The following is a 22,902-nucleotide window of genomic DNA, read 5'->3' on the forward strand; positions in this document are numbered from 1 at the left end:
TCCTTTCAGGGTGTCCGGGTACGGGTGCGGATGCGGTGGCTCGTTGCCCGCACCCGTGTCCGGACGTCTTGGGTCACCCCGTCACCGGGGCGTGTCCCGACCGGGGGACACCCGGCACCGGATCGCCGTGAGCAGTGTCGCCACCAGGCCCCGCGCCCACTCGCTGGAGGCGGGCTCCCCGCTGAAGATCGCGCGGTAGTACAGCGGGCCGAGCAGTGTGTCGACGGCCGTGCCCACGCTCGGCACCTCGCCGCCGCGAGCCTGCTCCCGCTCGATGATCGCGCCGAGTTGTGCGTGCCGGTCGGCCGTGCAGGCGCACCCGCCGTCCGGACCCGAGCCGATGGTCGCCCGCATCAGGGCGAGGACGTCGGGGTCGGCGAGGTCGGTGGCCACATCGCCCATCCACCGCTCCAGGTCGCCCGACAGGGAACCGGTGTCCGGAACCACCACGTCGCCGCTGAACCGGCTGGTGGCGACGTCGTTCAGAAGCTGCGCCACCGATCCCCAGCGCCGGTACACGGTGGTCGCGTGCACCCCGGCGCGCGCCGCGATGACGGGAATGGTCAGCGCCTCGACGGGTTCTTCGGCGACCAGTTCCTCGACCGCGTGGTGAACGGCCGCTCGCACCTTCGCGGAGCGGCCGCCGGGACGGGCTTGAGCAGTTGCTTCGGTCATACGGAAATTATCGCACTCATCGCTGCGTTAGGGCTACCGTAGTTAACGCAACGATCACTGCATTCGGAGAGGGCGCCGCATGTCTGACGCACCCACGCGCTACAAGAAATCCCCGGCAACCCAGGCGGTTCCGGTCCTGGCCGGGCCGCCGGACGGCCGTGCGCGACGCGGGCTGAGCCGGCCGGTGGCCTTCGCCTCGATCGCGGCCGTCTTCATCCTGTTCATGGCCGCCTCGAGCGCACCGTCGCCGCTCTACGTCATCTACCAGCAGGAATGGAGCTTCTCGGCCACCACGCTCACCACCGTGTTCGCGGTGTACGTGGTCGGCATGATCGCCGCGCTCCTCGTGCTCGGGGCGCTGTCCGACCACATCGGCCGCCGGCCCGTCCTGGCCACGGCCATCGTCCTCGAAGCGGTGGCGATGGTCCTGTTCGTCGTCGCCGGCGACGTCTCCGTACTTCTGACCGCCCGCTTCGTACAGGGAATCGCCACCGGCGCGGCCATGACGACACTCGGCGCGACGCTCGTCGATCTCAACCCGCCCCACGCACCGCACCGCGCCGGCGTCATCACCGGCGCGGCCCCGACGTTCGGACTCGGTCTGGGCGCGCTGGGCTGCGGTGTCCTGGCGCAGTACGGGCCGCACCCGACCCGGTTGGTCTACGTGCTGCTGCTCGCCGGAGTGGTCATCGCCGGTCTGCTCGTCGCCCTGCTGCCCGAGACGGCACAGCGCCGGCCGGGTGCCGCACGGTCGCTGCGGCCGCGTCTGGGCGTCGCTCCGCGCCTGCGCTCGGACCTGATCGCCCTCGTGCCGATCCTGGTGGCGAGCTGGGCCCTCGGCGGCCTGTACCTCTCGCTCGGTCCGTCCGTGGCCGCCAACCTGTTCGGTCTGTCCAGCCACGTCATCGGCGGCCTCGTGGTCACCCTGCTCTGCGGACCCGCCTCGATCACCGTCTTCCTGCTGCGCGGCTGGCCCACCGAGCGCACCCTCGCCCTCGCGGCCGTCCTGCTGCTCGTCGGGACGGGGGTGGGCCTGGCCGGGGTGGAGGAGCACTCGCTCGCCATGTCCGCGATCGGTACCGCCATCGCCGGTGTCGGCTTCGGCGGGTCGGCCCTGGCCAGCTTCGGCACGCTGGCCCGGATCGCCGAACCGGCCGAGCGGGGCGAGCTGTTCGCGGTCGCGTTCGTCATCTCCTACCTGGCTTTCAGCGTCCCCGCCGTGGTCGCCGGTTTCGCCGCCACGAACGTCGGCCTGCATGAGACCTCGGTCGTCTACAGCGCGGCCGTCATCGGCTTCAGCGCCCTCGCGCTCGCCGCCCAGTGGCTGCGCACCGCACGCGCCAGGAACGCCGACCGCCGCGACCGGATCGCCGGGGTCCAGGACTGGTGACGACACTCCCGCACCGACCCGCGGATTCCGCGCGGTCGGTGCGGGACCGTTTTTGTGCGCCGGTCGCCCGATCGCTCGGGGAATTGCCCGATACGGCGACGTGTCGGATGACCGTGACCCTGCCGAAATCAGCGCCTTCGCAACGGATTTCACAGAGTGGGGGCTGCCGGAACTCGTCCCGATAGGCGGTCTTCGGCCGGACCCGGGCGCGCACGTCCTCCCACGCCCGGACGACACCACCCGTTGACGGGCGTCCTCGTCTCGGCGAACTCGCCGTGCCCACAAGGTGGTTGAGTCCCGGCGGCGCATGCGGCAGGTTTTTCCCGAGTGTTCCGCAAGGGGGCCTGCCGCAAAGTCCTTGTTTCCGAATGCTCTTGAAAACTTGGCCTGTACATTACAGATTACTCGTCTGCGGGACATGGAGATCACGTCTTATGGGGGCAGGAGTGATCTTGCTGTGAAGCGACGCCGCAGCGAACGGTTACCGAGTTCTTCGAGAGGGCGGAAATGAGAAACCTGTCATCACCCGGAGCACCTCAGCCGGCTCCCGGACGTCTGAAGCGCAAGGCGTCCTGGTTCGGGGTGCTGTTCGGCGCCACCGTCCTGACCGTCGCGCTCCCTTCGGCGGTGGCCCAGGCGGACAACCTGCCGAATCTGCCGCAGAACGCCGGAGGCTACGAGGCGTCGTTCTCGCCCGCGTACGACTACGACGGCGACGGCTGCTACCCCGTCGCCGCCATCGCTCCCGACGGAACGCTCAATCCCGGTCTGAACACCACGGGTGCCGTCAACGGCAGCTGCCGTGACCAGTCCGACCTCGACCGGACGCAGACCTACGCCCGCTCGAAGTGCAACAACGGATGGTGTGCCGTCGTGTACGCCAGCTACTTCGAGAAGGACCAGGCCGTGGCCGGCAGCGGTCTCGGCGGACACCGCCACGACTTCGAGCACGTGATCTCCTGGATCAACCAGGCGACCAACCAGGTGGAGTACGTCTCGACCACGCAGCACTCCAGCCAGAAGACCTATGCGCGGTCCGAGGTCCGGTTCGACGGTTCGCACCCCAAGGTCGTCTACCACAAGGACGGTCTGGGCACGCACTTCTTCCGACTCGCCAACAACAACGACGAGCCTCCGGAGAACCACTACCACAACTGGCGTCAGCCTCCCATCGTGGACTGGAACGGCTGGCCCAGCATCGAGCTGCGGGACCGGCTGATGAACGCGGACTTCGGGTCGGCCACCATCAAGACCACGGACAAGGACGACCGCTTCCGCAATCTCCTCAACGCCTCCAAGCCCGCCGGGATCCCGTTCGACCCTTGGAACTGAGCCCGGGACCGAAGCAGCCCCGCGGGTGCTCGTCCCGTACCGGACACGGGACTTGGGCGAGCACCCGGCAGGAGACACCAGAGCGGAGCGCCGTTCGTGGAGCCCGCACAGTGCGACGATCCGTCGTGGACGGCGGTCGCGGGGTGACGGCCTGAACCGTCACCGCCCCTGTCCGCTGCCGCGGACGCCCACGTCGCCCGGACGCCGTGGGGCCCGACCGGAACCCGGGTCGGCCCCCACGGCGCAGCGCTGTCCGGGGACGGGACATCGCCGAGGTGCTGGCCCTGTCGGTGCGCACCGTCGACAGCCACCGCCTGCGCGCCTACGCCGAACTCGGCGTCACCACCCGACGCGAACTGGCCCGGACGCTCCGGGCGGTGCCCCCGGGCGCGTCTCCGCAGCACGCGCGCCGTCCTTCGTAGACCACGTCCACGTCCACGATCACGTCCGGCTGAGCGGCGGCGCCCCACTGATCCTCGTCATCAGGCCCCCGCAGACAGGACAGTCACGCTCGTCCATGGATCTCACGGCGAGGAGGTGACCACAGAAGTCGCAAGGGCGCATGTCCTCATCGGGCGGCGGGGTGGCCGGGGCGGCCGCTCAGGAGGAGCTACCACTCGTCGCGCAGGGCCGCCCTGCCGCCATGTCCTCCGCCACCCGACACCTGTCCTCGGGCAACGGGCGCGTGCGGTCAGGGCTGTACGGGCTCGCCCTTGAGCCGCGCGGCCACTGTCCGCAGAAGCTGATCGGAGAGCTCGGGGTCGGCGACCGCGCGCGACATCAGCAGCGCGCCGACCATCGCACTCAGCGTGAGCATGGCGTCGGCCCGTGCTTCGTCGGAGTCGTCGCCGTCCGCCGTGCCACTGATGAGCTCCAGATAGCCGCGCACCTGCTTTTCGTACGCCTCCTTCATCTCGGCCTCGCCACGGCCCGCCGCGGCGCCGAGCGTCACCACCGCGCAGCCCGTTCCCGGAGCGTCGCGGTGGCGGGCGCTGAGGTAGGAGTCGATCAGACCCGTACGGGGCTCCTCGCGGTTGCGGCGAGCGGCCCGCGCCATCTTGGTCTCCCCGTCGACCAGGGCGAGGGCGGCGGCCTGCCGCATCAGGTCGTCGCGCGAGGAGAAGTGCTTGTAGAACCCGCCGTGGGTCAGACCGGCCTCGTTCATCAGCTCGGCGACGCCCGGGCGGGTCAGCCCCTCCTCGCGGATACGGCGGGCGGCGATCCGCAGGACCCGGTCACGCGACTCCGCCTTGGCTGCCTGGGAGTGACCCATGGCAAGACCTCCCGATCTGCGACGACAGCCGCACCGATCAAATGTGGATGACGGACATCATATCCCCTGCCCGGATCGGCCTCCCGGGCCGCCGGGCGGGTCGCGACGGAGCGAGGGTCATCGCGCGCGCTCCCAGACAAGGACACCCGTACGGCGGGCGCCCCAGATCGGGGCGGGCTCGGGCAGGGACAGCCGGAGTCCGTCACCGTCCCGGTCGGCGACCCTGGCCTGAGTGGTGCCCACCCAGTTGGGAAACAGGCTGAGCTCGACGTGGTGGACCACGAGGTCGTCCTCGGGAACCTCGTAGGTCCCGCCGTACGCCAGGTAGCCGACGGCCGCCGCGGCCAGCTCCTCGGGCAGGCCCTTCTCGAGGCGGCCCTGCCGGAAACGGGGTCGCAGCGGACGCATGATCTGGGCCGACATGTGACCGCTGGGTGTGTACGTGATGAGGCCCTGGGGCCGCGGGCCGAAGGGCTGGACGACCTCGCCGTCGTCGACGGCGGTGGCCCGGTACGACACCAGGCGCCAGGCGCCGACGAGGGTCTCGCGCAGTTCATCGGGATTCATGGGGTTCCTTACCTGCCTTGGTCTTCGACGCTCAGCGCCGCCCTCGTACGGGGCTGTGGCGGAGGGTCGGTGCCGGGAAATGTGGATGATGGAAATCATACAGATGAGCCCCGGCGGAGCGCCTGCGAGCTACCTCACGTTGACATTCAGGATGACGCTCACCATCCTGAATGTGGATGAGGACAGTCATCCAGAATAGAGCGGGAAACATCGAGAAGGACGCACCATGACGGACATCTACGACCCCACCCGCACCGCGGTTCTGCTGGTCGATCCGTACAACGACTTCCTGTCGGAGGGCGGCAAGATCTGGCCCGCCGTCCAGCAGGTGGCCACCGACGTCGGCCTGCTGGACAACCTGCGCGCCGTCATCGCCGCCGGCCGCCGGGCCGAGCTGCGGATCGCCTTCGTCCCCCACCGCCGCTGGCAGGAGGGCGACTACGAGGACTGGGACCACCCCAACCCCACCCAGCGGCTGGTGCAGGAGCGCCACAGCTTCGCCCGGGGCACCTGGGGCGGCGAGTTCCACCAGGATCTCCAGCCCGCCGACGGTGACGTGATCGTGCAGGAGCACTGGGCACAGAGCGGTTTCGCCAACACCGATCTGGACTTCCGGCTCAAGCAGCACGGCATCACCCATGTGATCGTCATCGGCCTGCTCGCCAACACCTGCATCGAGTCCACCAGCCGCTACGCGATGGAGCTCGGCTACCACGTGACCCTCGTCCGCGACGCCACCGCGGCGTTCAAGCCCGAGATGATGCACGCCGCCCACGAACTCAACGGCCCCACCTACGCCCACACCATCACCACCACCGCGGAACTCCTGCGGACGCTGGAGAACGGAGAGCACTGAGATGACACTGACCGGACACCTGCTGATCGGTTCGTCGAACGTCCCGGCATCCGCCGGCACGATGAAGGCACTCGACCCCGCCACGGGGGAGTACATCGGACCGGAGTTCGCCTTCGGCGGCGCGGCCGAGGTCGACCGTGCCGCGCGCCTGGCCGACGAGGCCTTCGACAGCTACAACCGCACCGGACCGAAGGAACGCGCCGCGTTCCTCGACCTGATCGCGGACCGGCTGGACGGGATCAACCAGGAGCTGGCCGAGCGGGCGGCCCTGGAGACCGGCCTGCCCGTTGCACAGCTCCAGGGCGAGGCGGCCAAGGCCGCCTCCCAGTTCCGGCAGTTCGCCGGCGTGGTCCGCGCGGGCCGCTTCCGCGACGCCGCCATCGACCCGGCGCAGCCGGAGCGGCAGCCGCGGCCGCGGATGGACCACCGACTGCAGAAGATCGCCATCGGGCCGGTCGCCATCTTCGGCGCGAGCAACTTCCCCATCTCGTACTCCGTCGCCGGCGGCGACACCGCCTCCGCGCTGGCGGCGGGCGCCCCGGTCGTCCTCAAGGCCCACAACGCCCACCCGGGCGCCTCGGAGCTCCAGGCGCGCGCCATCCGCAGCGCGGTCCTCGACTCAGGGCTGCACGAGGGAGTGTTCTCCATGGTGCGAGGCGCGGGCAACGAGATCGGTGAGGCACTGGTGGACCACCCGCTGATCAAGGCGGTGACCTTCACCGGTTCCGAGCGCGGCGGCATGGCGCTGTACCGGCGGGCCCAGTCGCGTCCGGACCCGATCCCCGTCTTCGCCGAGATGACCAGCGTCAACCCCACCTTCGTCCTGCCCACGGCGCTCGCGGCGCGCGGCACCGAGATCGGCGACGGGTTCGCCGAGCGCATGCTCGTCAACGTCGGCCAGGCCTGCCTGAAGCCCGCGATCCTGCTCGCCGTCGACGGCCCGGGCTACGCCGAGATGCGTGACGCGGCCACGGCGCGGGTGAACGCCATGGGCGCGCGCACCATGCTGACCCCGGGCATCCACGACGCCTACGACCAAGGCGCACGGCGACTGCTCGAGTCGGGCGCCGAGACCCTCACCGAGGGCCCGGAGTCCCAGGGTCCCTGGGAGGGCCGCTCGCGGCTGCTGGAGGTCGACGGGCAGCGGTTCCTGACGGATCCCGGCCTGGCCGAGGAGGTCTTCGGACCGGCGGCGCTCCTGGTGCGCCTGACCGACCTGGCCCAACTCCTCGAGGTGGCCCGGACATTCCGCGGTCAGCTGTCGGCGACGATGCACCTCGACGAGGCCGACCACGGGGACGCGGCACGACTGCTGCCGATCCTGGAACGGCGTACCGGTCGGATCGTGGTGAACGCGTTCGCCCACCCGCAGGAGGTCGGAGACGCGACCATCCACGGCGGCCCCTTCCCGGCCACCACCGACAGCCGCTTCACCTCGGTCGGTATGACGTCCATCGACCGCTTCCTGCGGCCCGTCACCTACCAGGGCTTCCCCGACGCGCTGCTGCCGGACGCGCTGGCCGCGGACAACCCCCTGGGGCTGCCGCGCCTGGTCGACGGACACCTCACCCAGGACTGACGCACGTCCCCGTGCGGTTGCTCAGCGAGCGACCGGCCGCAACACGGCGTCACTTGACGACGGTGTCCGCTTCACGCGGACCCGGGCCGGCTGCCCGGCCGGTCGTGCCCGCGCTCCGTTCGTGCCGCCACCATGACCACACGTCAAGGTCGCCACCTGGTACGGCAGGAGGACCGGGCGGCCTGCCGGTGGACCGCGTGGTCAGCGCGCAGGCGCCCGCGCCGAACCGCCCGGCCCGTGCACCCCTGCCGCGTCGACCTGCGCGCAGGGTCTGCGGAGCCGGTGCCGCGCGCAGGGTCTGCGGAGCCGGTACGCCATGGGCCGCGTGTCCCCACCTTCAGGGTTCGCACCCGCAAGAGGCCGTTGTCCTCCCCGTTTCGGGGTCCGTAGTGGTCCGCGCCGACCACTACGGACCGATCCGCCTCGGGCAGGACAACGGCCTCTTTGCTGACGAAGCGCCAAATGTGCAGGTCACCGGCCGCTTTTTACGGTTGTCCGGTGCGTTCTGAGCCGCGTTCCGCGCGTGCCGGACCGGATTTCCCGTACGCCCAATCGGATTCCTGACCCCCGGTCTTCCGCGTGTCTAATACGGCGGATAAAGGGATTATCGGTATTTTCAATCACAGATCGGCTGCTTGGCCGACGTCTCAGAGATAGGGAAGAGTGACATGACCACGCGCAACATTGCCGTGACTGCCGCCGTTGCGGCCGCTACGGCCCTCGTCGCCACGGGCGTCACCTACGCCTCGGCCACTGCAGCCCCCTCGGCTACGCCCACCGTCAACCAGATCGCCCCCTCGGGCGGCGACAGCGGGCAGTCGAAGGGCAAGGAAGGGAACACCGGCCAGTCGAAGGGCAACGAAGGAGGTGGCGGAGGCGACCGTGGTGGCCGTCGTCACTACGAGGGCCACATCGACTTCAACGAGCGTACGTACTCCGCTCGCTCCTGGGGCTGCATCACCGTGGTGAGCGGCCTCGGTTCGCGCAGCTTCAACGTCCGTAACGACAGCCACAAGACCGTCGAGGTCTTCCGTGGCGCCACCTGCGACAACGGTTCGCCGCTCGCCACGGTCGGCCCGTGGAGCACCGCCAACGGCATCGTGCCCTTCCGGGTCCACGGTGGCGTGAAGGTCAGGGACGGTGTCGTGGGCAGCTTCCGCGTCGTCGAGGACCACCACGGTGGTGGCTACGGTGGTGGCTTCGGCGGCGGCGACCGCGGCGGCGACGGTGGCGGCTTCGGCGGCGACCGTGGTGGCGACGGTGGCGGCTTCGGCGGCGACGGCGGCGGCTTCGGCGGTGACGACCGCGACTAGTCCTCACCGGCGACGTCCGCACCGCATGGAGAACCCGGCCCGCTGCAATCGGGCCGGGTTCTCCGGCGTGTTCACCGGAACGCCGGTGGCCGACGGAGGACGGATCAGGGATCGTGGCGACGCGGGGCGTTGAGCACGGCCACGCAGGCGATGTCGTCGTCGAGGTTGCCGTCGCTGTGGCGTACGAGGGCCTGGTGAAGGGTCCGCAGGAGCGCGGAGGGGGAGGCGGCGGTGGTGTGCGCCGTCCACGTGGTGAGGGCTTCAGCAGTTCGAGTTCACCTCTCTGTCGCGGTCGGGTGGGCGAGGCCGAGAGCCATTCCGGCGCCGGTGGTGACGCGGAGGACGTCCTGGCGGGTCGCGGCGTGCGGTCGGAGGCGGCGGCGCGGCGGCGGTACGTGACCCGCTGCCGGCGGCCCACCCGGCCGGGGAACGTGGGAAGGCGGGGGCGCCGGTGTCCGTACGCCCGGACGGGTCAGCGAGTCGATCCGTCCGACAACTCGGCTGCGGCCGGCCGACGTTCATGGTGGGTGCGGGGGAGGGCAGTGGCCCGGAGCAAGGCGGGTTGCAGGGCCGCGAGCAGCAGGCAGGCGAGCGCCATCGCACTCCACAAGCCCGCTGGTCCGGCATGTTCGAGCAGTTGCGTCCCCGCCAGAGGGGCGGCGACACCCGCGATGCCCCAACTGGTGCCGTAGACCGCGAGATAGCGCCCCTTGCCGCCGGCCGGGGCCAGGCTTGCCACGATCGTGTAGGCGCGGCCGACGAGGAGCAGGTCTCCTGCGCTCCACACCACGGTCGACGTCAGATAGGCGAGCAGGCCGTGCGCGAACCCGTACCCGGCCAGCCCCAGCGCCAGCAGCAGGTGGCCGGCGGTGAAGGCGGCCGGCGCGGAGAGGGCGGCGAGCCGTCTCCACCGCATCAGCGGTTGTCCTGCGGTGATGGTGACCGCGGAGGTGGTGAACAACAGGCCGGCGTCGGAGGGGCGCAGGCCTCCGTGGTCCAGGGTGAGCGGGAGCATGATCATGATCTGGAGGTAGATCACGGCGAGCAGCGTCCCGGCCGCGAGCATGCGGAGCAGCGCGGCGTCGCGCCACGGGGCGACGGAGGACGCCTGATCGGTGGCCGCCGCTGCGACGCGACGGTCCGCGGGGAGGAACAGGCGCACGGCGAGGGCGCAGAGCAGGCAGGTGAAGGCGTCGACGACGAACAGCAGGCGCAGGTCCCAGCGGCCCACGCCTGCTGCCAGGAGTCCCGCGCCCATGCCCGCCGCGGCCAGCGCCGCGTTCAGCAGGCCGTGGGCGCGGACCTGCTCGCCCGGCGCCACGACGTCGGCGATCAGCCCCTGGCTCGGCGGTTCGTAGATCTCGAAGACGAGGCCCAGCAGCACGGCCCAGCAGGCGGCTGTCGCCAGGCTGTCGGCGGCGGCGAGCCCCAGTTGCGCCACCGCGCATCCGGTCAGACCCAGCACGATCGTGCGGCGTCGGCCGATCCGGTCGGCCAGTCGCCCGCCGGCCAGGCGGGAGGGGATCGTGGCGACACCGAAGGCGGCGCTCACACATCCGGCGACGGCGGCACCGGCCCCGAACCTCGTCGTGATGAGCACGGTGAGAAACGAGAGGGAGAACGCTCCCAGCCGGTTCACGGCTCGCGCCACGACCAACAGCCGCACCGCTCGCGGCAACCGTGTCCCGCCCCGCACCAGACCCCACCCCACCCTCGTAACCGACGAATCGACTATCGTCGGTGATGAATGGACGCTAGAAGGCGAAGGAGTGACCAGTCAAGTGATGTTCGATGGTCACGTAGTGACGCTGCTGGATGTGGCCGTCTCACTCGTGAACGATCTGACCGACGGCGCCCGGCAAGGCCGTCCCTACACCGCCCCGCGGGGCGACCGGCTCCCCCTGGCTGTTCATGACGCGCTGCCGCCCGCTCCCGACCGCGCCGCGGTCGAGCCGGAGCACGCGATCCACCTCGCGCGGGCGGCCCAGCGGATGCGAGCGGTGTTCGACGCCGTCGACAGCGGCCGCACCGACCAGGCCGCCGAGCTCGTGAATGTCATGCTGCGCACCACCGGTGCCCGCCCCCAGCTCGACCGCGTCGACGGCGAGCCCTGGCAGGTTCACTTCCACGGCGCCGACGACAGCCTCTCCGTGGGGTGGAGTGCCGGATGCGCCACCGCCCTCGCCCTGGCCATCGGCAGCAACCTCGCCGGACGTCTCGGGGTCTGCACGGCACCGCGATGCGACCGCGTCTACGTCGACAACTCCCGTAACGCCGTACGTCACTTCTGCTCGGACGCGTGCCGCGGCCGCGTCAAGGCGGCGGCCTTCCGCTCCCGCAGGGCCGCGCGGGGCTGAGGTTTCCGGGTACGCCGCCTTCCCTCCGCGGCCCACCGTCGTCCACACCAACGGCTTCGACTCCACCCGCGAGGGCTACTTCGTCATCGGTGCGGCGGCGCTGCGCCGCGGCTACAAGCGGGACGAGGAAGCGATCCCGCTGCTCGAAGAGATGATCAGGGACGATACGTATGCCCGCTGGGGTCTGCAGAACGGCGTCTGGATTAACGGAGTCGAGAACCGGTGCGGGCCGGCACTGCCACGAAGGGGCGATGTTCCTGCTCCACCAGACGGTCTTCAACTTCCTGGCCAGGAACCTCGGTTAGCGCCGCTTCAGTGGACCGTGCACCCGAGAGGGACGGTGGCCGGCCGGCCGACCCCCGTCCTGGCCGTCAGGGGCTTGTGAGAACGACGAGTTGCCGGGTCGCCCGGGTCATCGCGACATAGCGGTCGACCGCTCCTTCGACGCCCTCCCCGAACGCCACCGGGTCGACGAGAACGACCAGGTCGAACTCGAGTCCCTTCGAGAGCTCCGGAGTCAGCGACCGGACGCGGGGCGTCGCCCGGAACGTGGGATCGCCGATGACGCAGGCGATCCCTTCGGCATGCGCGGCGAGCCAGGAGTCGAGGACCGGGCCCAGATCCGCGACGGATCCGTGGACGACGGGGATGCCGCTGCTGCGGATGGACGTCGGCACATTGGCGTCCGGGAGCACGGCCCGGACGACCGGCTCGGCTTCCGCCATGACCTCTTCCGGCGTGCGGTAGTTGACGCTCAGGGAGGTCACGTCGATCCGGTCGAGTCCGACCCGTTCGAGCCGTTCCCGCCACGACTCGGTGAACCCGTGCCTGGCCTGGGCGCGGTCCCCGACGATGGTGAAGCTGCGGGACGGGCAGCGGAGCAGCAGCATCTGCCACTCCGCGTCGGTCAGTTCCTGAGCCTCGTCCACGACGATGTGCGCGAACGGGCCCGCGAGGGGTTCCGGGTCGGTGCCGGGCCGTGCGGTCTCGTCGATCAGGCTGTCCCGCAGGTCCCGGCCGTGCAGCATCCCCATCGCGCCTTCGCTCTCGTCGATCACGACGTTCTGCAGCAGGCTGTCGATGACGTCGGCCCTGCGCGCACGTTCGGCGGCGACGGACGCCTCGTGGCGGCGCTTGCGCAGTGACGCCCGCGGGTCGCCGAGTCGCTGCCGTGCCGCGTCCAGGAGCGGCAGGTCGGACACCGTCCAGGCCTGCGCGTCCGCGCGCCGCAGCTTCCGTACGTCCTCGGGTCCGAGCCAGGGAGCGCACATCCGCAGGTAGGCCGGTACCGACCACAGGTCCGCGACGACGTCGGCCGCTTCGAGCAGCGGCCACGCGCGGTCGAGCGTCCCGACCAGCTCCTCGTCGTGCAGCAGCGCCCTGCGGAGCAGGTCGGGCGGGACCTCGCCGTCGTGCCGGTCCGTCAGGATCGTGAGCAGCTCCTCCAGGATCAGGTCCCGTGCCTCGTTGTGCGGAGTGCCCGGTCCCGGTGCTTCGAAGGCCTCGGCCCAGTCGTCGGCGGTCAGCCGGACGTCGGACCAGGGGGTCGTCACCGTCATCCCCCGGGTGGGTGGCGTCTCGTAGAACCTGACGGCCGTCTCGATCGCCTTCACCATGTCCGCGGACGACTTCAGGAGGGCTGCCTCCGGGTCGGCCTCGGCCCGTGCTCCGGCGCCCTCGGGGACGAGGTCGCGCAGGGTGCAGGTCCGTACGCCCTCCTCTCCGAGGCTGGGAAGGACGTCGGCGACGTAGGCCAGGTAGGGCTCGTGCGGACCGACGAACAGCACGCCGCCGCGACGGTGGCCGAGGCGGGGGTCGGAGTAGAGGAGATAGGCGGAGCGGTGCAGGGCGACGACGGTCTTCCCCGTACCGGGACCGCCGTCCACGACGAGGGCGCCCCGGGACCCGGCCCGGATGACGGCGTCCTGGTCGGCCTGGATGGTGGCGAGCACGTCCCGCATCCGCGGCGACCGGTTCGCACCCAGGCTGGCGATGAAGGCGGACTGGTCGTCGAGCGCGGCATGCCGGTCGAGCCCGTTCGCGGTGAACACCTCGTCCCAGTAGTCGCTGATCCGGCCACGGGTCCAGCGGTACCTGCGGCGGCTCGCCAGACCCGCCGGGCGGGCGTGGGTCGCCGCGAAGAACGGCTCGGCCGCCGGGGAGCGCCAGTCCACCAGCAGCCGACGCCCCGTGCTGTCGGTGAGACCGAGCCGTCCGATGTACAGGCGCTCCCCGTCGTCCGCGCCGACGATGTGCCCGAGGCACAGGTCCAGACCGAAACGGTGCAGAGCGCGCAGACGACCGGTCAGCCGGTGGATCTCCGTGTCCCGTTCCATCGCCTCCCGGCCGATGCCGCCGGGCGCTCTGCGCAGGGCGTCGAGCCGGTCGGACACGTCGGAGATCGCCTGGTCGAGGCTCTCCGCGACGGCCGCGAAGTGCTGCTCGTCGTCGGCGATCAGTGCTGGGTCGGCCTTGGGGGAGAGGTGGTCGGGAAGATCGAACGCGCTGGTGGTCAGGGAGGTCATGTCCTCAGCTCCGATCCGAGGCCGCGCCCGCGGAGCCGGACGGCGCGCACCTCCGCGCCTGGGCCGCCTCGACGCCGAGTTCCCGCGACCGTGACCGCGGTGCGCGTCGCACCGCCGCTTCGGCACTCCCGTGAGCCTCATAACCTGACAAAAGAACATGCACTTCGTGAATCTCCTATTTCCACAGGTTCCGGCTTCGGCCAGTGATTCTGCGGCATGAAGGGGACCTTGCCGCAAGCCCCCCGGTGCGCTATATCTTGAGAGTGGCAAGGGACGTGCACTCTCCCTTGCCTTTTCGTTTGCCGTCGACGGACGGACTTCTCGCGAGACGGCGACGCGCCGTGTGCGGCGGTTCCGGCGGCCCGGGACGATCGCCCAGGGACGTGTCCGAGCGGCAGATGTCCTCCGTCCGAGGCGGCCATCACTGCCGGGCCGTCAGCTCACGCCCTTCGGGTGGCACCCTGTCAGCTCATCCCGTCCGTCGCGCCCCGTCACCTGTTCGCTTCGGATGGCGCCCCGTCACCTGTTCGCCTCGCGTGGCGAACCGTCAGCTCTCCTCCTCGGGCGGTGTCCTCTGCCGTCGAAGGCCGTGGCGTCGGTGACCGGGAGGCGACCCCACTGGTTCGCGGCGTGCCGACCGGGCGGGGGCCGGTGCGGCGGGCGGGCGGCGAGGCGCCTCAGCCCGGTCCGATGAAGCGTCAAGTGCGTCCGTTCGAGGCGGCTTTGGCTACTCGGCGGGTGTGCTCTGAGCTGCGGAGATAGGGCTCGTACCCCCAATTGGCCGCCTTCTGCTGCGTCTCCGGCGTGCCTGATATTACATATAAAGAGATTATCGGTTCATTCAGCCACATATTGGCTGTTTGGTCGACGACTCAGAGAGTGGGAAGAGCCTCATGATCACGCGCAAAATTGCCATGACTGCCGGCGCAGCGGCCGCCGCGGCCCTCGTCGCCACGGGCGTCACCTACGCCTCGGCGCCCGAGGTCCCCTCGGCTGCCGCGGCCACCCCCACCGTCAACCAGGCCGCCCCCACGGGCGGTGACAGCGGACAGGCGAAGGGCAACGGAGCCACCGCGGGCAGCGGGTCCAACGGAGCGGTCGCCGGCAACGGCGGCGACAACGGTGGCCGCGGCGGCGACAACGGTGGCGGCAACGGCGGCGACAACGGTGGCCGTGGCGGCGACAACGGTGGCGGCAACGGCGGCGACAACGGTGGCCGTGGCGGCGACAACGGTGGCGGCCGCGGCGACGACGACGAAGGTGGCCGCGATGGTGGCGGTCGCGACGGCGGCGGCCGCGGTGGCCGCGGGTACGAAGGGCGGATCGACTTCAACGAGCGGTCGTACTCCGCCCAGAGCTGGGGCTGCATCACCGTGGTGAGCGGTCTCGGTTCGCGTAGCTTCAACGTCCGCAACGACAGCCGCCGGACCGTCGAGGTCTTCCGCGGCGCCACCTGCGACAACGGTTCGCCCGTCGCGACGGTCGGCCCCTGGAGCACCACCAACGGCGTCGTGTCCCACTTCGTCCACGGTGGCGTGAAGGTCCACGACGGTGTCGTGGGCAGCTTCCGGGTGGTCCGGGACCGTCACGGCTGGTAACCAGCAACGCCCGCACATCATGGAGGACCCGGCCCGCTGCAATAGTGCCGGGTCCTCCGGCGTGGGTGCGTACACGAACCGCGGCCGTGGCCCGTGCCGTTGAGACCGCGGCCGCGCTCGTGGATGCTGGCGGGGTGAACGAGGCGAGCGCATTCATGCGGGGACAGCTCCGGGCGCTGGATCCCGCGGTGCGCGCGGACGTCCTGCGTGTCCTGGACCGCGTGGTGCAGGATCTGCCCGCCCACTGGCGGCGCCGCAGGGGGGTGCCTCAGCTGATGGTGTTCCTCGACGGCCCGGCGACCGTGCGGGTGGAGAGGATCACCTTCAGGGAGATGTCCCGGCACGGCTACCTGGACGAGTTCAGCCGCTGGTCCGGCGCCGTCCCGGCGGCACGGGCCGAGGGCCACGGGTGTGCCGCCCTGGTGTACGGGGACCGTGTCCACGCGAGGATCAACCGGATCGGCCCCTTCGGCTCGGCGTGGCACCTTCCGGACACCCGTGTGGACGTCCGCACCGCGCACCGGGATCTGCGTACCGGCCCCACCTTCTCGCTCCCTTTCGAGGTCGAAGGCCGGCTCTTCCCGAGACTCGTCTTCCCTGCGTGGGTGAGCGACACCCTCACCCAGGAACGGCAGGGGTGACCGGACCCGGGGTCATGCCGCGAGGTACTGGTAGGGGACGGGGCCGGTGATGAGCAGCCTCCGGTACCGCTCGGTGTGCTCGGCCAGTTCGTCGTCGCTGACGCCGCGTGCGTCGTGGAGGACCAGCGGCCGGCCGAAGGCCATGCCCATGCGGTGAGCGGTCTGTTCCAGCGGCCGCAGGAGCTCGGTCATGGTGAAGCGGTGGAAGGCGCCGGGCTGGTAGGCGTCGGCGGCCCCGCCGGTCGACGTGACGACCAGGAGCGTCCTGCCGGTGAGCAGTCCTCGGGTGTTGTAGGCGAAGTCGCGAGCCATGACCTCGTCCAGCCACTGCTTGAGGAAGCCGGGCACGGAGTACCAGTGCAGGGGGAACTGCAGCACGATCACCTCGTTCTCGCTGACCAGACGCTGTTCGGCCGCGATGTCGAGGTGCCGGTCGGGATAGGCGGCGTGGAGGTCGTGCAGGGTGACGTGGGCCAGGCCGCGGGCGGCGCCGGCCATGGCCCGGTTGATCCGCGACCGGGCGAGGTCCGGGTGGCCGAGCAGGACGAGCGTACGGGGGGACGGGTCGGTCATGGTGTTCTCTCTCGGTTCGGTGCTTCGTCGGGTCCACGGCCCGCGGCGCTTAGCCTGGGGTGGGGTCGTCGTGGAGAGGCTGGAGTCGATGCCGCAGCAGCAGGACGCCAGGCGCCGGGTCGCGATCCTGGCCTTCGAGGGCGTCACGTTGATCGACGTGGCGGGCCCCGCGGACGTCTTCAGCCATGCGGGCCGGTACGGGCCGGGGTACGAGGTCAGCGTGGTGTCGCCGGACGGCACGGACGTACGGACGTCGACCGGACTCACGCTGCACGTCGAGTCCGCCGCGGCGGACAGCGGCCCCGCGCACACGGTGCTGGTGCCCGGGGCGTACGGCATGGTGGACCACCCGTTCGACGCCGGCCTGGTGGAAGCGGTCCGGCGGCTGACGGCCGGGGCGGAGCGGGTCGCGTCGGTGTGCACCGGGTCGTTCCTGCTGGCCGAGGTGGGACTGCTCGACGGGCGCAGGGCCACGACGCACTGGCGGCAGGCGAAGGAGTTCGCACGCCGTTACGAGCGGGTCGCGGTGGAGGCGGACGCGCTCTATGTGCGTGACGGCGCCATCCTGACCTCGGCGGGAGTCAGCTCCGGCATCGACCTGGCCCTCGCGCTGGTGGAGGACGACCACGGCCCGCAGGTGGCACGGGACGTCGCCGAGGCCATGGTGGTGTTCATGCAGCGTCCCGGCGGGCTGTCGCAGTTCTCCGCACCGTCGCGCCACCACGTCGCCCGCGACCACCCCCTGCGCGCGGTGTTGGACGCGATCGCGGCCGATCCCGGCCGCGACCACAGCGTCCCGGCCATGGCGGCCAGGGCGGCGGTCAGCGTCCGGCAGCTGACCCGCCTGTTCCACGACGAGATCGGGACCACCCCGGCCCGCTACGTCGAGATGGTCCGTCTGGAAGGCGCCCAGGCCCAGCTCCAGGCCGGCCACACCGTCGCGGTGGCTGCGGCCCGGAGCGGGTTCGGCAGCGCCGAGACCCTCCGCCGTGTGTTCACCAGCCGCCTCGGCATTTCCCCCGCCGCGTACCGCGACCGGCTCGGCGCACCCTGACCGGGGCCCAGGACCCCTGCGTGCAGGCTGCCGGCGTGCGGTGCCCGCTGGTCCTCCCCCGGGGAAGACCCCCTCGTCGAGGTACTCGGTGACCTCCGGCATGACGCGTCTCCCTGGCCTGTTGTCCTGATCCGCTCGATCCGCTCGATCCGGCTGATCGGTCTGACCGCCTGATCCGTCTCATCCGCGCGATACGGCGACACGTCCGAGCCTGCCCGCCGCCCGCCCGCGGGTGAATGGATCTTTCTGCCGGGAGCACCACACATTCGGCCTGGGGGACCGTCGTTCCCTCGTCCCGTCTTCCACCCGCGGGAGTCCAACGAGGGAAAAGAATGTGCCGCTCACATATTGTTCGCCTTTTCCTGTGCGCCCGGTTTTCGGTGTCCTGTCAGACGTATGTCCTCGTCCCGTGGACATCGAATTGTTCTCGTACGGTGCACACGGAATGCCGCGACCGAGGCCGGAAACAGGTCACCAGGAATCGAGAGAGGCGCGGTGACGACGAACGTGGAGACGGTCCGCGCTCCGATTCCCGTGGCGGATCTGAGAACCGAGCTGATGCCCGAGCATGTCCTCGTCGTCACGGAGGCGGTTCTGCCCGCCCTGCCGCAGGCCGGTGTGACGGACAGCCCTCCAGGGAGCGGCTGCGGACGGCGTCCGCGTCGGGTACCGGTCCGTACTTCCGCGAACTAACCCTGGGATCAACGCTGTTGCTCGACATCCCGGCGGCGACCGCTTGCGCCCTCGACCAGCTGGGGGAGCCCGCGGGGGGCGTGTAAGAGAACACCGTACGTATCCGGCCGCGCCCCGCGGCCGAGATGCTCGGTCCCCACTATCTGGAGCGCAGGACCGGACTCCTCGTCAGGCGGCGGTCAGCGACTGTTCGGCCCAGATGGTCTTGCCGCCGTCCTCGTACCGGGTGCCCCAGTGCCGGGTCATGGAAGCGACCAGGAACAGGCCCCGCCCTCCCTCGTCCTGCACGCGGGCGTGGCGCAGGTGCGGCGCGGTGTCGGCGTCGTCGCTGACCTCCACCGTCAGCGTGCTGTCGAGGATCAGACGCAGCTGGATGGCTCCCTCCGCGTGGCGGATCACGTTGGTGGCGAGTTCGCTGACGACCAGGTCGGTGACGAACACGTGGTCCTCCAGACCCCACTGCGCCAGTCGGTCGCGTGTCGCCCGGCGTGCCTCGCGGACCGAGACGGGCCGGGGCGGGAAGGTCCAGGTCGCCACGTGGTCCGGTGCGAGGCACCGGGTCCGGGCCACCAGCAGCGCGGCGCCGTCCTCCGGAGCCGTACCCCGCAGCACCTTGTACGCGGCCGCGTCGCAGATCTCCGCGGGGTCCACCGACGCATCGGCCACCGCCTCGCGCAGTCGGCTGACCCGGTCGTCCGCCTCGGCCGGATAGCGGTCCGCGCTGCCGTCCGAGTAGAGGGACAGCAGGCTTCCGGCCGACAGTTCCGTGGTGCGGAGCTCGTACGGCACCCCATGGCCGAGCGGCGCCCCGCGCGGTACGTCGAGGTCGCTGACCACCCCCTGGGGGCTGGTGACGAGGGGGCTCACATGGCCCGCCGAGGCCGCCGCGCACCGGCGGGTGACCGGGTCGTACGTGAGATACACGCAGGAGGCGGTGAAAGGGGGCTGCGCGTGCAGCAGGGCCAGTGGGTCGGAGTCCTGTTCGCGGGCGAGCCGCTGGGCGACGTCGTCGAGATGGACCAGCAGTTCGTCGGGCGGCAGGTCCATGGCGGCCAGGGTGGTGACCGCGGTGCGCAGGCGTCCCATCGCGACGGAGGCCAGCAGGTCCTCTCCCGGCACGTACCCGATGACCAGGCCGATCCGGCTGCTGGAGAGGCGGAGGACGTCGAACCAGTGTGCTCCGTAGCGTCCCGGCAGGTAGCAGTGGGACGAGTCCACCGCCGCCGTCAGAGGTGCCGTCCGCGGGAGCAGGCTGCGCTGAAGCGTGGTCGCGACCGTGTGCTCACGGGTGAAGCGGCGGGCGTTGTCGACACAGAGGGCGGTGCGGGCGGCGAGCTGTGTCGCCAGCGACAGGTCCTCCTCGTCGAAGGGTTCGGGGTGGGCACCGGCCCGGTAGAAGCTGGCCAGCCCGAGCACGAGCCCGTGCACGGTCAGCGGGGTCACGATGAGCGAGTGGGCGCCGGCCCGGCGGATGGACTCGGCGCGCAGCCGGTCGTTGGCCAGCCATCGGCGGGCCGAGACGACCGATTCGACCAGCCGCGGCTGGAGGTCGGCCAGTGCCTGGGTGTACGGCGTGGGGATCGCGTAGTGGCTGGTGCCGCCGATCGGGTAGGCGCCGTACTGTCCTTCCTGGGCCTTGAATCCGGCGCGCTTCATCGGCGGCTGGTCGGTGACCGGGCCCACCGGCGCCTCACCCGCGAGCACCGATTCCAGCAGATCGACGGCTACGGCGTCCGCGAAGGCGGGGACGGCGATCTCGGTCAGTTCCTGCGCGGTGCGCACCGCGTCCAGGGACGATCCGATCCTGGCGCGCGCGATGCTCAGGAGATCCAGTTCCTCCTGCCGGCGGACCTGGTCCGTGACTTCGTGGATCATGGATGCGGCCCCGATGGACCGGCCCTGCTCCTGCAACGGGTAGCCGGTGACGGCGTAGTCGTGCCGGTTCCCCGGATCGGCCGCCGGGTACGTCGACACCGGGCGGTCGAACACCGGGCTGGCTCCCGCCATCACCTCGCGGATGATCGGCGACAGCGGGAGATGGGGGTCCAGGTCCTGGAGGCCGACCCCGATCACCCGGCTCGCGGGCAGACCTCGCATGGCCAGGACCGCCGGGTTGGCCCGCAGGACGCGAAGGTCAGTGTCGTAGACCTCCAGCCCGGCCCTGGCCTGCTCGAACAAGGCCTTCTCGAAGCCTTTCGCTCCGTCCGACGCGGTGATGCCGGCACTCGCGTGATCGTGTCGTTGTCCACGAGGCATGATCAACCTCATCTCTCACCGACAAGCCCAGTAAACCCATGCCTGCGCCCGCACCGCCACCGAGAGGCCCGGCGGTCCGCGCGGAGGCGCAGCTCCGGACGGCACCGTGCGGAGCTGCGCCAGGACACCCGGGCCAGGTCACGGCGTCTGTCGCGACGGAGGTGCCGGGGGAGCACGGCCGTCCGGACCCGAGGCTTTCGAGCCGTCACATCGGACGATCAAGATCCAGGAGTCGTCCCGCGAGTGGCCGGCGCGTCGGGCGGGGCGGTGGCGTCGCGGAGTTCACGCAGGTCGCGGAGATACGACAGACCAGGGCGACCGGACAGTTGCGTCTCGCCGACGACGGCGAACCCCGAGCGGGCCAGTACCGTCCGTGACGCCGCGTTGTCGAGCGTGGCAGCGGCACGCAGGACGGTCAGCCCGTAGCCGCGGGCGGCGAGAGCGCACAGCTCCCGCACGGTCCGGGTGGCCAGCCCCCGGCCCGCGGCACGCTCCGCGATCCGATACCCGAGTTCGGCGCCGCCGTCCGCCACGTCCACGAGATTGACCCGCCCCAGCACCTCGCCCCCGGCGCCGACCAGCACGTGGAAGTAACAGACACCGGCCTCCTGCTCGGCGAGCAGGGCGCGGTGCCGTTCGTCGAAGCAGGTGAAGTAGTCATCGCCCCGGTCAGGGATGGACGCGGCGAAGTAGGCCCGGTTCTCCAGCTCGAAGGCGAGCAGCGCGGGGGCGTGGTCCGGACGGAGCAGCTGCATCTCGGGCATGAACACGAATATAGGCAATCCGGCCGCCGCCCGGTCTCATGCGCCCGCACCGCCGCGTACGGGCCGATGAGCCGCTCCTGGGCCGGGGTTCCGCTCAGTTCAGTGATACTTCCTGGTCGCAGCGGCCGTCCGCTGCGACGCCGGGTCGGTCAACTGCTCCCAGAAGAAGGCCAGATCGCTGTCCTGGAGTGCGAGAACGGTCCGGTGACGCCGTACGGCACGGGTCGTTCATGCCGCGGGGCCGCGCGCGGGCACGGCCCGGCGGGCGAAGGCGATGGTGGCGGCGATGATGACGGCGAAGACCGGTCCGGTGGCGATGTGGACCACGCCCAGGACGAGGGGTTCGTCGTCGCGGTAGTAGGTGACCTGGAGGGCGGCGTTGACGACGTTCACGGCGACGCACACCCATGTGGAGTTGCGGTAGACGCGGCGCAGCCGTGGTACGTCGCGCCAGTTCGGGTGACCCCCGCTGACCCGGTTGAGGATCACTCCGGTCAGGGGCCGGCCGATCAGGATGCTGCCCAGGCAGACGGCCAGGACCACGAAGGGGATCAGGGCGGGCAGCAGGAAGAACCCGCGTGCCTCGCCGGTGAAGGCCGCCGCACCCGCGCAGACGCCGACGACGAGCAGTCCGACGAGTGCCTGGCGCAGCTTCTCCTTGCGCAGCAGGCGCCAGGCGAACGCGGCGCTCGCGGTGGCGCCGGCCGCGACGAGGCCGGCGTCGAGGGAGACGGCGGCGTCGGCCCCGAGGAACGCGACCGTGGGCGCGGCGGTGACCAGCGCGCCGGAGAGTTTCGCGGCCCGTCCCGCTCGGCGGGACGGCGCGGGCCTCCGCCGTGTGTCGGCCGGGGAGGTCGTAGGCGTGTCGGCGGTACCCATGGAGCAATCGTTGCATGTGAAATGGTATCTGACAATTTAGTTTCAGATGATACGGTCACAGGTATGACGAACGCTGCTGAGGCATGGCCGAGCCCCCGGGCGACCGACGGCCCGGATGATCGGTCGGCCTTCGCGCTGGGGCTGCTGTTGCGGCGCGCCCACGACCGGGCGTTGGCCGCGGTGGCCGGCGTCCTGCGGCCGCTGGGACTGGAGACGCGGCACTTGGCCGTCCTGATCGCCCTGTGCGACAGGGGGGCGATGAGCCAGAGCGCGCTGGTGGAGGCCACCGGCAGCGACCGGGCCACGATGGTCCGTGTGGTCGATGACCTGGAGAGCGGGCTCCTGGTGACGCGGGGGACTCTCCTCGCGGACCGGCGGGTGCGGATCGTCGCCGTGACGGAGCGCGGCCACGCGGTCTTCGACCAGGCGCACAGGGACGTCGCGCCTGTCATCGACGGCCTGGTCGCCCATCTGCTGCCGGGCGAGACCGATCGGCTCGTGGACCTGCTGACGCGGTTCGTCTATCCCGGCCGTGCCTGACTCCCTTCAGGCCCTACGAGTTGAACAGGAGAGTTGT

The 22,902-nt window shown here is 70.9% G+C and carries 20 protein-coding genes; 11 read left to right on the forward strand and 9 right to left on the reverse strand.

The genetic code is table 11. The annotated features are described in order from the left end of the window. Positions 1-81: 81 nt before the first annotated feature. Positions 82-675, reverse strand: coding sequence for a TetR/AcrR family transcriptional regulator (locus OHB41_RS40770; RefSeq protein ID WP_266704782.1), 594 nt, complete (start codon positions 673-675; stop codon positions 82-84). Between the two features lie 79 nt (positions 676-754). Here OHB41_RS40770 and OHB41_RS40775 point away from each other — a divergent pair, with 79 nt between their 5' ends. From OHB41_RS40775 to OHB41_RS40785, 3 genes are all read left to right on the forward strand, one after another. Continuing rightward, a complete protein-coding gene (locus OHB41_RS40775; protein ID WP_266704784.1) occupies positions 755-2,065 on the forward strand; it encodes an MFS transporter in 1,311 nt (436 codons plus the stop codon). A gap of 507 nt (positions 2,066-2,572) precedes the next feature. Further along, a complete protein-coding gene (locus OHB41_RS40780; protein WP_266704786.1) occupies positions 2,573-3,397 on the forward strand; it encodes an NPP1 family protein in 825 nt (274 codons plus the stop codon). A gap of 206 nt (positions 3,398-3,603) precedes the next feature. Continuing rightward, complete coding sequence (locus OHB41_RS40785; protein ID WP_266704788.1) at positions 3,604-3,819, forward strand: LuxR C-terminal-related transcriptional regulator; 216 nt, start codon at positions 3,604-3,606, stop codon at positions 3,817-3,819. 269 nt (positions 3,820-4,088) lie between these two features. Here OHB41_RS40785 and OHB41_RS40790 read toward each other — a convergent pair whose 3' ends face one another. Continuing rightward, positions 4,089-4,670 (reverse strand): TetR/AcrR family transcriptional regulator, encoded by a 582-nt coding sequence (locus OHB41_RS40790; RefSeq protein ID WP_266704789.1) that lies wholly within the window; start codon positions 4,668-4,670, stop codon positions 4,089-4,091. Between the two features lie 117 nt (positions 4,671-4,787). Then, on the reverse strand, positions 4,788-5,237 hold the full coding sequence (locus OHB41_RS40795; RefSeq protein WP_266704791.1) for a lipocalin-like domain-containing protein: 450 nt from the start codon (positions 5,235-5,237) through the stop codon (positions 4,788-4,790). A gap of 226 nt (positions 5,238-5,463) precedes the next feature. Between OHB41_RS40795 and OHB41_RS40800 the strand changes: the two genes are divergently transcribed. From OHB41_RS40800 to OHB41_RS40810, 3 genes are all read left to right on the forward strand, one after another. After that, a complete protein-coding gene (locus OHB41_RS40800) occupies positions 5,464-6,093 on the forward strand; it encodes a cysteine hydrolase family protein (protein WP_266704793.1) in 630 nt (209 codons plus the stop codon). 1 nt (position 6,094) lies between these two features. Further along, positions 6,095-7,672: an aldehyde dehydrogenase (NADP(+)) gene (locus OHB41_RS40805; protein ID WP_266704795.1), complete on the forward strand. Its 1,578-nt coding sequence runs from the start codon at positions 6,095-6,097 to the stop codon at positions 7,670-7,672. Between the two features lie 668 nt (positions 7,673-8,340). Next, positions 8,341-8,985, forward strand: coding sequence for a hypothetical protein (locus OHB41_RS40810; RefSeq protein ID WP_266704797.1), 645 nt, complete (start codon positions 8,341-8,343; stop codon positions 8,983-8,985). Between the two features lie 472 nt (positions 8,986-9,457). Here OHB41_RS40810 and OHB41_RS40815 read toward each other — a convergent pair whose 3' ends face one another. Continuing rightward, on the reverse strand, positions 9,458-10,624 hold the full coding sequence (locus OHB41_RS40815) for an MFS transporter (protein WP_266704799.1): 1,167 nt from the start codon (positions 10,622-10,624) through the stop codon (positions 9,458-9,460). Positions 10,625-10,769: 145 nt separating this feature from the next. On the opposite strand from OHB41_RS40815, the gene OHB41_RS40820 reads away from it, so the two are divergent. Beyond that, positions 10,770-11,342, forward strand: a complete 573-nt coding sequence (locus tag OHB41_RS40820; RefSeq protein WP_266704801.1) for a CGNR zinc finger domain-containing protein — start codon at positions 10,770-10,772, stop codon at positions 11,340-11,342. A 371-nt stretch (positions 11,343-11,713) separates the two neighbouring features. Here OHB41_RS40820 and helR read toward each other — a convergent pair whose 3' ends face one another. After that, positions 11,714-13,867 carry an RNA polymerase recycling motor ATPase HelR gene (gene helR, locus OHB41_RS40825; protein WP_266704803.1) on the reverse strand — a complete coding sequence of 718 codons (2,154 nt, stop codon included), beginning with the start codon at positions 13,865-13,867 and terminating at the stop codon, positions 11,714-11,716. 914 nt (positions 13,868-14,781) lie between these two features. Here helR and OHB41_RS40830 point away from each other — a divergent pair. Further along, positions 14,782-15,465: a hypothetical protein gene (locus tag OHB41_RS40830; protein WP_266704805.1), complete on the forward strand. Its 684-nt coding sequence runs from the start codon at positions 14,782-14,784 to the stop codon at positions 15,463-15,465. 86 nt (positions 15,466-15,551) lie between these two features. After that, complete coding sequence (locus OHB41_RS40835; protein ID WP_266704807.1) at positions 15,552-16,106, forward strand: hypothetical protein; 555 nt, start codon at positions 15,552-15,554, stop codon at positions 16,104-16,106. Positions 16,107-16,118: 12 nt separating this feature from the next. Here the strand turns inward: OHB41_RS40835 and OHB41_RS40840 are convergent, their stop codons facing one another. Then, on the reverse strand, positions 16,119-16,679 hold the full coding sequence (locus OHB41_RS40840; protein ID WP_266704809.1) for an NAD(P)H-dependent oxidoreductase: 561 nt from the start codon (positions 16,677-16,679) through the stop codon (positions 16,119-16,121). Positions 16,680-16,767: 88 nt separating this feature from the next. Between OHB41_RS40840 and OHB41_RS40845 the strand changes: the two genes are divergently transcribed. Continuing rightward, complete coding sequence (locus tag OHB41_RS40845; protein WP_266704811.1) at positions 16,768-17,733, forward strand: GlxA family transcriptional regulator; 966 nt, start codon at positions 16,768-16,770, stop codon at positions 17,731-17,733. Positions 17,734-18,594: 861 nt separating this feature from the next. Here the strand turns inward: OHB41_RS40845 and OHB41_RS40850 are convergent. The 3 genes from OHB41_RS40850 to OHB41_RS40860 form a co-directional block, all read right to left on the reverse strand. After that, on the reverse strand, positions 18,595-20,682 hold the full coding sequence (locus tag OHB41_RS40850) for an ATP-binding SpoIIE family protein phosphatase (protein WP_266704813.1): 2,088 nt from the start codon (positions 20,680-20,682) through the stop codon (positions 18,595-18,597). Between the two features lie 218 nt (positions 20,683-20,900). Then, positions 20,901-21,446, reverse strand: a complete 546-nt coding sequence (locus OHB41_RS40855) for a GNAT family N-acetyltransferase (RefSeq protein WP_266704815.1) — start codon at positions 21,444-21,446, stop codon at positions 20,901-20,903. A 228-nt stretch (positions 21,447-21,674) separates the two neighbouring features. Then, positions 21,675-22,325 carry a DUF3159 domain-containing protein gene (locus OHB41_RS40860; RefSeq protein WP_266704817.1) on the reverse strand — a complete coding sequence of 217 codons (651 nt, stop codon included), beginning with the start codon at positions 22,323-22,325 and terminating at the stop codon, positions 21,675-21,677. 63 nt (positions 22,326-22,388) lie between these two features. On the opposite strand from OHB41_RS40860, the gene OHB41_RS40865 reads away from it, so the two are divergent. Next, on the forward strand, positions 22,389-22,865 hold the full coding sequence (locus tag OHB41_RS40865; protein ID WP_266704819.1) for a MarR family winged helix-turn-helix transcriptional regulator: 477 nt from the start codon (positions 22,389-22,391) through the stop codon (positions 22,863-22,865). The last annotated feature ends 37 nt before the right edge of the window (positions 22,866-22,902 follow it).

The sequence above is a fragment of the Streptomyces sp. NBC_01571 genome (genome assembly GCF_026339875.1).
Classification (GTDB): Bacteria; Actinomycetota; Actinomycetes; order Streptomycetales; family Streptomycetaceae; genus Streptomyces.